Source organism: Paenibacillus dauci, from assembly GCF_000971985.1.
In the GTDB taxonomy this organism is placed as follows: domain Bacteria; phylum Bacillota; class Bacilli; order Paenibacillales; family Paenibacillaceae; genus Saccharibacillus; species Saccharibacillus dauci.
In genome coordinates, this window is sequence record NZ_LAQQ01000001.1 from 1,562,889 (window position 1) to 1,575,065 (window position 12,177).

The 12,177-nt window shown below is 49.5% G+C and carries 9 protein-coding genes and 1 riboswitch; of the genes, 2 read left to right on the plus strand and 7 right to left on the minus strand.

Annotation, left to right across the window (positions count from 1 at the left end; translation table 11 throughout):
• The first annotated feature begins 3 nt into the window (after window positions 1-3).
• Complete coding sequence (gene mnmA / locus WH46_RS14155; RefSeq protein WP_046227119.1) at window positions 4-1,128, plus strand: tRNA 2-thiouridine(34) synthase MnmA; 1,125 nt, start codon at window positions 4-6, stop codon at window positions 1,126-1,128.
• 378 nt (window positions 1,129-1,506) lie between these two features.
• Complete coding sequence (eno, locus tag WH46_RS14160) at window positions 1,507-2,778, plus strand: phosphopyruvate hydratase (RefSeq protein ID WP_046227120.1); 1,272 nt, start codon at window positions 1,507-1,509, stop codon at window positions 2,776-2,778.
• Between the two features lie 96 nt (window positions 2,779-2,874).
• On the opposite strand, the gene crcB (WH46_RS14165) is transcribed toward eno, so the two are convergent.
• The 7 genes from crcB (WH46_RS14165) to aspS form a co-directional block, all read right to left on the minus strand.
• On the minus strand, window positions 2,875-3,240 hold the full coding sequence (gene crcB, locus WH46_RS14165; RefSeq protein WP_017813457.1) for a fluoride efflux transporter CrcB: 366 nt from the start codon (window positions 3,238-3,240) through the stop codon (window positions 2,875-2,877).
• Entirely contained in the window at window positions 3,230-3,622 is a 393-nt protein-coding gene (gene crcB, locus WH46_RS14170) for a fluoride efflux transporter CrcB (protein WP_046227121.1), read from the minus strand. The genes crcB (WH46_RS14165) and crcB (WH46_RS14170) overlap by 11 nt, the downstream gene beginning before the upstream one ends.
• Before the next feature lie 64 nt (window positions 3,623-3,686).
• Window positions 3,687-3,755: riboswitch (Fluoride riboswitch) on the minus strand.
• 52 nt (window positions 3,756-3,807) lie between these two features.
• Entirely contained in the window at window positions 3,808-5,127 is a 1,320-nt protein-coding gene (locus WH46_RS14175) for a replication-associated recombination protein A (protein WP_046227122.1), read from the minus strand.
• Between the two features lie 502 nt (window positions 5,128-5,629).
• Entirely contained in the window at window positions 5,630-7,783 is a 2,154-nt protein-coding gene (locus WH46_RS14180; RefSeq protein WP_046227123.1) for a HelD family protein, read from the minus strand.
• A gap of 256 nt (window positions 7,784-8,039) precedes the next feature.
• Window positions 8,040-9,335, minus strand: coding sequence for an NCS2 family permease (locus tag WH46_RS14185; protein ID WP_046227124.1), 1,296 nt, complete (start codon window positions 9,333-9,335; stop codon window positions 8,040-8,042).
• A 116-nt stretch (window positions 9,336-9,451) separates the two neighbouring features.
• Entirely contained in the window at window positions 9,452-10,207 is a 756-nt protein-coding gene (locus tag WH46_RS14190) for a tRNA threonylcarbamoyladenosine dehydratase (RefSeq protein WP_046227125.1), read from the minus strand.
• A 147-nt stretch (window positions 10,208-10,354) separates the two neighbouring features.
• Window positions 10,355-12,136: an aspartate--tRNA ligase gene (gene aspS / locus WH46_RS14195; RefSeq protein ID WP_046227126.1), complete on the minus strand. Its 1,782-nt coding sequence runs from the start codon at window positions 12,134-12,136 to the stop codon at window positions 10,355-10,357.
• Window positions 12,137-12,177 lie beyond the last annotated feature (41 nt).

Genomic DNA, 12,177 nt, shown 5'->3' on the forward strand with positions numbered 1-12,177 from the left:
GCCATGACCAAAGCAATATCAGATACACGTGTCGTCGTCGGTATGTCCGGCGGCGTCGACTCTTCCGTCACTGCACTGCTGCTCAAGGAGCAGGGCTATGACGTAATCGGTATTTTCATGAAAAACTGGGATGATACCGACGAATTCGGGAATTGTACCGCTGAGGATGATGCGGAAGATGTACGCCGCGTCTGCGAGCAGATCGGCATTCCTTATTACACCGTCAACTTTGAAAAGGAATACTTTGATAAAGTATTCTCGTATTTCCTGGATGAGTACAAGCGTGGACGTACACCGAATCCGGACGTTATGTGCAACCGTGAAATCAAGTTCGGGGAATTCCTGAACAAGGCGCTTGATCTGGGCGCCGATTATGTAGCGACAGGCCACTATGCTCGTGTCATCGAAGAAGACGGACAATACAAACTGCTGCGCGGCGTAGATAACAACAAAGACCAAACCTATTTCCTCAATGCGCTCAGCCAGCAGCAGCTCTCCAAAGCGATGTTCCCAATCGGCCATCTGCCGAAGCCGGAAGTGCGCCGCATTGCTGCCGAAGCCAATCTGTACACTGCCAAGAAAAAAGACAGTACCGGTGTCTGCTTTATCGGAGAACGCAATTTCCGTGAATTCCTGAGCAACTATCTGCCTGCCAAATCCGGCGAAATGGTCGATATCGCGACTGGTGAAGTCAAAGGCAGACATGACGGTCTGATGTACTACACACTCGGACAGCGCCAGGGGCTGGGAATCGGTGGTTCCGGCAATGGTAATCCATGGTTCGTAGCCGACAAGGATCTGGAAAAAAACATCCTGTACGTCGTACAAGGTGACGCTCATCCAAGTCTCTACTCTACTGGTCTGATCGCTTCCGGCGTGAACTGGATCGACGGCTCTACTCCGGCAGCCGGTACTACGGTTACATGTGCGGCCAAATTCCGCTATCGCCAACCGGATCAGGGTGTAACTCTGACCTGGCAGGAAGACGGAACGGTGCATGTACAATTCGATGTACAGCAAAAAGCAATTACACCGGGACAGGCTGTTGTCTTTTATGATGGCGATCTGTGTCTGGGTGGCGGTACCATTGATGTTGTGGAAAAAGTACCTTATGAGGCGCTCGTATAATCAAATCCAATTTTTTCCTGTTTTATCGTTTGGCATGAAGATAGATCGTGTAAAACAAATACAGGGAGAGTAACGTTAATTGTTGGTTGGACAGGATGTACTTCTAGGATACACCTTGTATTGAAAACAGCGCTCCCTGCTGATACCACGCTCTGATTTTGGAGATTGGTGTACAGCTCAGGGAGCGTTTTTTATTTATTGACGTAGTTACTTCTAAATTCACTGTTACGTTTTTGCCGTGATAGGCATAAACCTTTTCGAGATAATTATTATGTATATGGATCGGATTACTTTTCTTCTACTCTCTCCTTTCGTTAAACATTCGTTTATCATTCGTTGTTCCAGCTCCAGCATCCTATCTACAGGAGGTTTCCCATTATGCCCAATGCGACAATCTGCGCGATGCAAGGAAGGGAAATATTTGATTCTCGCGGTAACCCTACTCTGGAAGTGGATGTACTGCTCGGTGACGGTACCTGGGGACGGGCAGCGGTTCCTTCCGGTGTATCCACAGGTGAACATGAAGCGGTAGAACTGCGAGACGGAGGCAAACGGCTCGGAGGCAAAGGCGTGCTGCAGGCAGTACATCATGTAAATGAGACGATTGCCGAAGCGCTCAAAGGCCACTCGCCTTTTGATCAGGCCGCTGTGGATCAGGTTATGATCGATCTGGACGGAACGCCAAATAAATCAAGGCTTGGTGCCAATACGATTCTCGGAGTATCGATGGCGGTATGCCGCGCTGCTGCGCAATCCCAGCGTATGCCACTCTACCGATATCTGGGCGGTGTAGATAGCGAATTGCCGCTTCCTTTTTTTAATATTATTAATGGTGGCAAGCATGCCAAGACCGGCATTGCGATTCAGGAATTTATGATTACACCGGTAGGAGCAGTACATTTTCGGGAAGCGATGGAACGAGTCGTCGAGACCTATCATATGCTTGGTTCGCTGCTGGCGGATCGGGGACTTGCCACTTCCGTAGGCGACGAAGGAGGATTCGCTCCCCAGCTGGATTCCAGCGAAGAAGCGGTTCAATTGATGATCGAAGCGATTCAGCAGGCCGGTTATGAACCGGGCAAAGATATTGCGATTGCACTCGATCCTGCGGCAAGTGAATTTTACCGGGATGGTCTGTATCATTTTGAAGGAAATCAGTGGACCGGTAGCCAGATGAGTGATTATTATGAGCAATTGATTAACAAATATCCGGTAATCTCTATTGAAGACGGCATGTCGGAAAAGGATGAAACCGGCTGGCAGGCAATGACTCAGCGGCTCGGACAGCGTGTACAGCTGGTGGGCGATGATATCTTTGTTACCAATCCGGCGATTTTCCGTGAAGGCATTCGTAAGCGGATCGGTAATTCGATTCTGATCAAGCCCAATCAGATCGGGACTGTATCGCAGTCTATGGAAGCGATCAAGCTGGCGCGTCAGGCTGGATATACGACGATGATCTCTCATCGCTCGGGGGATACGGAAGATACATTTATCGCCGACTTTGCTACCGGCATGAGTGCAGGCCAGATCAAGACCGGAGCTGTCGCCCGTACCGAAGGCGTAGCCAAGTACAATCAGTTCCTGCGGATCGAGGAAGAGCTGAGCAAATATGCACGTCTAGCTTCCTTTGTCTATCCGGGACAATAAGCAGTAGTCCTTTTCAAAATTCCGATCATTATAAAAAAGCTTCCTCTCCATATATGGACAAGGAAGCTTTTGGTATGCAGTTTGGCAAGTCCTATCTTAAAAATAAAGATGACCAAGCAGGATGCCCAGACCTGCCAGCAAAATGCCGCATATGTAGGATAGTCCCAGATAGCTAAACAGGGTCGTATGTTTCTGTTTGAGATGCAGTTCAATATTTTCCAATTTGAAAGTGGAAAAGGTCGTATAACTGCCCATAAATCCGGTACCGATCAGTAGCTGAATATGATTGTCCGCTCCCGATCCTACCAGCAATCCCAACAGTAAGGAACCCGAGCTGTTAATCAGAAAAGTCGCCAGCGGGAAGTCCATCGGCCACTTCCGCTTGATCCAGTTCGATAATAACAGACGGGACAATACGCCAAATACAGCGCCCGCAGCAACCAGCAGAATATTAATGAACATGTGGTGCCTCCTTCCGGGCCATCCAGCGATCACTCAGGTAAAAGCCAAGCCGGGAAGCCAGCAGACCACCGATCAGACTGATCACAATATACAGCGCAGCGAACCCATACCACTGCTTCTCGATCATCTGGATACTCTCTACACTGAATGTAGAGAACGTCGTGAACGAACCGACAAACCCGGTCCCCATGGCTGTAATAAGCATGGGTGAGAACTTTGGCAGCCGGGCCAGATACTTCATAATTACAGCGAGCAGGAAACAGCCTACCAGATTAATCAGCAGCGTTGCTACCGGGAATCCATGATTCGGGATCAACACACTGATCAGATAGCGACATACTGCACCCAGCATGCCAAATAAAGCTACAAGTACATACAGCATCATTCATTCTTCCTTTCCACAAAAAATGACTCCTACCTGAACAGAACCGTATCGTGCTTTGGCTCAACAGGTAGGAGTCATCAGCTGGTTAGGATTCCAGCGGTTAACGGCGAACTCCATCACCGATTCAATTATTTACAATATAGCCTATTCCGGTATCCGTGTAAATGCCTCTCCAGAAGTGCTTAGTTATTTCCTCTGCGTCGTTCCTGATTAAGCCGGATTTTGGATTCATTGCCCTGATCGGTCGCTTTGTAGAATACACGCCGGGACAGATTTTTGGGCAGGTATTCCTGCTCTACATAATGATTCGGGAAATTATGCGGATATTTATATCCTTCATGACCGAGCTGGGCAGAGCCTTTGTAATGGGTATCACGCAGATGCAGCGGTACCTCGGCAGACTTGACCTCATCCATGGCAGACATCGCGCGGGAGATCGCTGTATAGACAGCATTGGACTTGGGACTCTCGACCGCAAACAGAATAGCCTGCGCAATATTGAGCTTGGCTTCCGGCCAGCCATTGGTCCGGTAAGCATCCAGTGCGCCCAGTGCCTGTACCATCGCCTGTGGATTGGCAAGACCAATATCTTCACTGCTGGCGGCAATCAGGCGACGGATAAAGGTCATCGGGTCCATGCCCAATTTTTCCACCGCATACAGAAACCAGAATAGCGCCGCATCACTGGACCCACGAATACTTTTGTGAAAAGCGGATAATACATCATATTGAGTCGATTCATCTGCCCGTACGGTCGGTCGGCGGATCGACTCCTCTGCTACTTCCAGCGTCAGATGAATCGTGCTGTCTGCTTCCGGTGGTGTAGTGAGTGCCGCAAGTTCCAGAGCATTCAGCGCACGGCGGATATCGCCATTCGCCATCGAAGCAATATGATCCAAGGCTGCCTCATCCACCTGCAGCTTCATAAAGCCCAGGCCTTTCTCTGTATCATCCAGTGCGCGGCGCATAGCGATCAGGGAATGCTCTTTGGTGAGCGGATGCAGCTGGAACAGCGTCGAACGGCTCATCAAGGCTCCATTTACATAATGAAAAGGATTCTCGGTCGTCGCCCCGATAAAGATAATCGTACCTTTCTCTACAGCCGGCAATAGTGCATCCTGACGGGAGCTGTTAAACCGGTGTACTTCATCCAGAAACAGGATCGTTTTGGTGCCATACAGCGACTTGTTCGTCTGGGCACGCTCAATCACTTCACGTACTTCCTTGACGGTGGCATCGACCGCATTAAGACGGACGAATTCGCCCTTGGTGTGTTTGGATATAATATGGGCCAGTGTAGTCTTGCCGCAGCCCGGTGGCCCGTACAGGATAATGGAAGTTACCTGATCCGCTTCGATCGCACGGCGCAGCAGCTTACCCGGTCCCACAATATCTTCCTGGCCGATATATTCATCCAGCGACTGTGGACGTACCCGATCTGCGAGCACTCCCATTCCGTCCGACCCGGTATTACTATTCTCGTTAAAGGAGAACAAATCCATAAGGATCACATCCTGTCTTTGGTTAGTGTGGTATATAAGTCAATCGCTCCGGCCAGAGATTCTATCACGACCTTCGGTTAAGAATGGAGATCCTGAACAACCAATTGCAGAGATCGATCTCCATTCTTAAAAGTCGATCTTGGATGGAATTCTCTTCCCTTCGCTATATGCTGGGATATACTTTTGGGGCAGGGAAATCACTTGTAAAATCAACTTCAAAATTATTGTTAAAATCAATATTTTCAATGTACATTTGGCCTGATTCGCGTTCTGCTCTTGGCTATACGAACTAGCCTCCAACCTATATATTTTACCACTGAAGTGTATAAATGAAAAAGAAGAGGCTCCAGTAGGAACTGGAACCTCTTTGCTGATCAATATCAATGCAGGAATCTTAGTACATCTAATACACTATAAATAGAGTCTATTGAAGGATAGGTAGAGATTGATTGGATTTTATTTCCCCTTATAGGAAAGTCTGATCTGGATTGTCGAACTACGATTACTCTGCTGCTTCGTCGGCTCCAGAAGTAACGTATTCCGGCATCTCTTCGCCATGCAGTAGCCATAGTTCGTGCAGTGCACGGGTGCATCCGACATAGAGCAGCTTGGCATCCCAGGAATCATTGCGGTAATGATCTGTATCCACATCGGTAACGATAACTGCATCGAATTCCAGTCCTTTGGACAGATAGACTGGCAGGATCGAGTGTCCGCCCTGATAGGTCGCTTTGCCGCCATCGATGAATTGAATATCGAGACCTGCTGCAGTGAGCTGTTCGTGCAGCTCGCGTGCTTCATGCAGGGTACGGGTCAAAATGGCGGTTGTCCGGTAATCCTTGGCCTGAAGCTGCTGCCAGTAGTCAGCAACCACTGCCGGACGATTATCCGGTGGACAAGGCAGCATCCGTACAGGGTCACCGCTCCGGAAGACGGGCACAGCCGTAATCCCATTGCGTACGCCGCGTTCCAGAATGATATTGGCAAATTCGATAATCTCCATTGTTGACCGGTAGCTTCGGGTCAGCGGGAAATAATCGGTATTTTCTTCCGGGAACAGACTGTTCATTTCTTCCCAGGCATGCACACCACGGTACGCATGAATCCCCTGTGACAGATCGCCCAGAATGGTAAAGGAACTGCCGCGTACGTACAAATCCAGCAGAGCCACATGAAACGGCGAGAAATCTTGCGCTTCATCAATAACCACATGGTCAAATCGGCGACTGCCGTCCATCTCGTTCAGCAGGGTGTGAATATAGACCAGTGCCGGCAGATCATCATCGGTAATCCGGTCTTTTTTGAGTTCAGCGGAGACGCTTTTGAGAATGGCTGACGGAATCTGCTCCCAGACAGCAGCCAGACTCTCGACATCGCCCGTAATTTTGCCGGTTTTGAACAGCTGCTTGTACAGTGCCAGCGGTTCGTATTTAGGCCATTTATTACTGTAGGATTTCTCTCGTTGTGATGCTTTTTTCTTGCGCTCTTTGCGGATTGCTTCAGATGGCGCTTTTTTGAGTCTCATTTCTACCCAGCGATGAATACGGGCAATCACCCGTTCTTTACGCTTGGCGAGCGGATAATGACGGTATTCATTGCTGAACCAGTCCATAATCTCGTCCCGGCTCAGTACGGCGTCATCCCATGGGCTAAAATCCATATCCGGTACAGCTGTCTTTTCCAGCCGCTCCACGAACTCCCGAACCAGCTTCATAAAGGCAATCGAACCCTTGAACCGCGATGGCGTCTCTTCGCTGACTGCCGGACGGTCCGGCGATTCGAACCAGTATGCATACGTCTCCGAAGTCGGTACGAGCCGGATATCACTTTCCAGAATGCTCTGCGCCCAATCAGCAAATGTGCTCTGCTGGATATCGCCTACGCCCAGCTCCGGCAGCACTTCCGAGATATAGTCCAGGAACATATTATTCGGTGCAAAAATAATCATTTTCTCGGCGGATACCTGCTCCTGATACTGGTACAGCAGGAATGCCAGACGGTGCAGCGCAACTGTCGTTTTGCCGCTACCGGCAACGCCCTGAATAACCAGTGCGGTATTCTTCACTGCTCGGATAATCCGATCCTGCTCGGCCTGAATCGTAGAGACGATATCCCGCAGTTTGTTATCTTTATTCTCTCCAAGCCGGTAGACGAGAAATTCATCCGTGACGACCGGCTCGGTGCTCTCTCGGTCATAAGTGTCTGCCAGTCGTTCCAGTAGGCGCTGACGGATCACAATATTGCGTTTCAGATACACCAGACCTTCGATCAGGCCTTCCGGTGATTCGTACTCTGCCATCTCTTCCCCGCCGGTAAAGGAATAAAACAGGCTGGCAACCGGTGCACGCCAGTCTACCACCAGCGGCTGATCATCAATCTCCGATTTGCCGACACCTACTTTGCCGATATACAGCGGCTGTCTTGCCCCGCTGCCATTTTCCGCAAAATCAAGCCGTCCAAAATAAGGTTCACGTGCGCTTTTTGCCAGAGTCTGACGCTGCTGCTCACGACCGGCCTCCAGTACCTGTTCGGTAAAGTCATGCCCGGTGTAGACAGGAATCTGCTGCAGCCTGTTCAGCTGCGCATCGACCTCATCCAGTGTGTGCTGCAGTTTGTCCTTCTCTTCTTGATAGGCACTTTGAAAATCCTTTTCCAATTTCAGTTACCTCCTAAGAAATGCTTTGGTCTCTTTGTCCGGCAATAACAAGCAAAGAGCACACCAGTCATTCCCTGCAGCCGATACGGCCGGGTTCTGCCTGATGTACTCTTGTATGTTAGCGCTTCTGTTTATAGTTTTTACCATGAACAAAGGAATTTCAATATATCACAGCCATCTGGTAAATACCAGCAAAAATACAGGCTAATTCATTAATCCTGTGTACACCCTGCTTCTCTATCATCCAGATGTATGCCTAGAGCAGCGCATTAACCACAAAGTTTGCCAGGAACAGAATAGCAATGCCGTACAGAATTTTCGGTACTTCCCTGCCTTTGCCCTGCGCCAGCTTCACGACCGGATAAGCAATAAAACCAAATGCCATGCCATCCACAATACTATACGTAAACGGAATCATGACGATAATCAGAAAGGCAGGGAACGAATCGGCAAAATTGCTGAACTTGATCTCCTGGATCGCCTGCGTCATCATCGCTCCAATGACGATCAGCACCGGTGCCAGCGCACTGTCCGGAATATAACCAAGCCATGGAATAAAGAAGAAAGTCGCGCCGAACAATACGGCAGTGATCAGCGGCGTAATTCCTGTCCGCCCGCCTGCTGCGATGCCTGCTGTAGATTCTGCAGCGGCTACTGTCGGACTGGAGCCGATTAGACCGGCCAGAATATTGGAGATCGACAATGCCCGCAGACTGCCTTTAAATGTCTCTGGACGTTTGGCCATATCGGTCTGCGCACCGATCAGGCCAATATTTTCAAATACCAGAATCAGCAGCAGCAGGAACACAGCGATCCAGAACGGCAGACGCAGCATTCCTTCCAGCGTAAAAGCACCGAACAAAGGCGTATATGCCGAGATTACGCTGCCTTCCCCGATATTCGCAGCACTGCCCACGCCGAGCAGATGCGCCATAATCGTACCGAACAGAATACTGATCAGCAGTCCGCCGGGAACGTTCCGAATAACGAGCACTACAGCAACCAGCAGCGTCACACAGGATACAATTACTTTCGGATCATTAAAATGACCGATGGTGACAAATGTAGTCTGATGCGCGATAACAATCCCGCTTTTTTGCAGACCGACAAAGGTCAGGAACAATCCGATACCAACTGTAATCCCCAGCTGCAGCATAGCCGGAATCGCCTGACTGATCAGCCGATGCAGAGATGTAAAGGCTACAATTGCAAATAACAGTCCTGATACGGTAACTACCATCAGTGCTTCCTGCCAGCTCAGTCCCATCGATCGTACCAGCGTATAGGTGAAAAAGGCATTAACCCCCATACCCGGTACAACAATGATTGGCGATTTACCGAGGAAAGCGATTACCAAACAGCTGATAATGGAAATCAACAGCGTCGCTGCCATTCCTGCCTTAAGCGGAATGCCTGCATCGGACAGAATCGTGGCATTGACCAGTACAATATAGACGACGGCAAAGTAAGCTACGACACCGGCCAGTATTTCTTTGCGCAGCACATCACGTGCCGGCATAAAGCCCAGCATCCGCTGTAACTTCTCACGCATCATATAACTCCCTCTCTTTATACAATTCATTTCCAAGTTAAAAAAAGCGTGCCCTCCGCGAATGGACAGGCACGCTCTGATAACCTGGGGCAGCGAACAGATTCGCTACCAGAAAATTAAATTTCGATTCCGTGTTTGGCGAGCATTTCTTTGACCACTACGCTAACCATAATCAGTCCGGCTACCGGTGGTACAAATGCATTACTCGCTGGCGGCTGCTGGGCTTTACGGATTTCCGGTGCATTCTCGGGCACGATCTTCTGGGTTACATCCTGACGCGGCTTTTTGGGCTGCTCGGTAGAGAAGACTACTTTGACACCTTTGCGAATACCATCTTTGCGCAGCTTGGTACGCACTACGCGGGCAATCGGGTCCATATGCGTTTTGGAAATGTCGGCAACCTGGAACAATGCCGGATCGACTTTGTTGGCTGCACCCATGCTGGAGATGATCGGAATATTACGGCGCAGACATTCCTTGATCAGATGCACTTTGTAGATAATCGTATCCGAAGCATCTACTACATAATCCAGATCATATTTGAACAGCTCTTCGTACGTTTCCTCGGTGTAAAACATATTCAGTGCGATCGCTTCACATTCCGGATTGATCAGCTTGACCCGATCGACCATCAGGTCTGCCTTTTTCTGTCCCACAGTCGTAGTCAGGGCGTGAATCTGGCGATTGATATTGGTAATATCGACCACATCCTTATCGATAAGGATGATTTTGCCAACACCGGTACGTGCCAGGGCTTCTACGGCGATGGAACCAACGCCGCCGATGCCAAGTACAGCGACTGTACTGTTTTTCATCACTTCCATACCTTCCGGCCCAAAAGCCAGCTCGGTACGTGAGAATTGGTTCAACATTAGGATTCTCTCCTTTCACTTTCCATACTGTTGCTTGCTGTATGGTCTTCAACGCTCTACACAAAACAACTGCTGCAAATGGTGCATCACACACCTTTGCAGCAGAAGATGATTCTGGTGGTCGTGCTTAGTTTGTATTTACCCGCCTCAGTTTTTATCTACCACTGGTTTTGGCGGTGCCAGACGGATGTGCAGCTGTTCCAGCTGTGCCTGATCGACAGGAGCCGGAGCATCCATCAGCAGGTCGGTAGCGCTGGCTGTTTTCGGGAATGCAATCGTCTCACGCAGATTCGTACGTCCTGCCAGCAGCATGATCAGACGGTCCAGACCGAATGCAATACCGCCATGTGGAGGCGTACCATATTCGAATGCATCCATCAGGAAGCCGAACTGCTCGCGGGCAGCTTCCGGGGTAAAACCGAGCATTTCGAACATTTTCTCTTGCAGCTCGCGTTTGTAGATACGCTGGGAACCGCCACCTACTTCATAACCGTTTAGAACGATATCGTAAGCCTGGGCACGGATTTTGCCCGGATCCGTGTTGAACAGTTCCAGATCTTCTTCGTAAGGACGAGTGAACGGATGATGTTCTGCCACATAACGCTTGGAATCTTCATCATAGCCGAACAGTGGGAAGTCCACAACCCATGCAAATTTGTATACATTGTCATCGATCAGACCCAGATCGCGGCCGATTTTCAGACGCATGGCACCAAGTACATCAGCAACAACTTTTTTGGTATCTGCGGAGAAGAGCAGCAGATCGCCTTCTTCTGCATTGGTTGTTTCGCGGATTTGCTGAATTTCGCCTTCGCTCAGGAATTTCACGATCGGGCCTTTAAATTCGCCTTCTTTGATCTGAATCCATGCCAGACCCTTGGCACCATAACGCTTCGCATAAGGCTCCAGGCTATCGATTTCCTTACGAGTCCATGTACCGCAGCCTTTGGCATTCAGTACTTTGACTTCGCCGCCTTTTTCGATCACGGATGCGAATACTTTGGCACCGCTGCTTGCTACGATATGGCTCACATTTACCAGCTCCAGACCGAAGCGCAGATCCGGTTTGTCGGAACCGTATTTGTCCATCGCTTCCGCATGGGTAATACGCTGGAAAGGTAAAGGAATATCCACGTTGATTGTTTCTTTGAACAATTTGGCCATCAGCTGCTCCATCATGCCCAGCAGCTCGTCACGATCCATAAAAGCGGTCTCGATATCGACCTGAGTGAATTCCGGCTGACGGTCAGCACGAAGATCCTCGTCACGGAAACAGCGAGCGATCTGGTAGTAACGCTCCAGTCCACTTACCATCAGCAGCTGTTTGTAGATCTGTGGAGATTGCGGCAGCGCGAAGAATTCACCTTCGTGTACACGGCTTGGTACCAGATAGTCACGTGCACCTTCCGGTGTACTCTTGGTCAGAATCGGAGTTTCTACATCGATAAAGCCGTTCTCATCCAGGAAGTCACGGAAAATCTTGGTCGCTTTGGAGCGCAGCATCAATGTTTTTTGCATTTCCGGACGACGAAGGTCCAGATAACGGTATTTCATACGCAGGGATTCATCGACTTCGATACCATCTTCAATAAAGAATGGAGGTGTCTTCGCTGCGTTCATCACTTCGATTTCGGTAATGCGTACTTCGATATCGCCAGTTGGCAGATTGACGTTGATTGTTTCTTCTTCGCGGCGTACGACTTCACCTTTGACAGCCAGTACATACTCGCTGCGTACACGATCAGCGATTTGCAGGGCTTCACCGGAGTAAGCCGGGTTAAATACGATCTGTACCAGTCCGCTGCGGTCGCGCAGATCAATAAACAGTACGCCCCCCAGATCACGGCGGGTCTGCACCCATCCGTTCAGTGTTACCGTCTCGCCAATGTTCGCTGCTGTCAGTTGACCGCATTTATGAGTCCTTAGCATGTTATCGTCTCCTTTGATTGTACATAATAAGTATGGACACT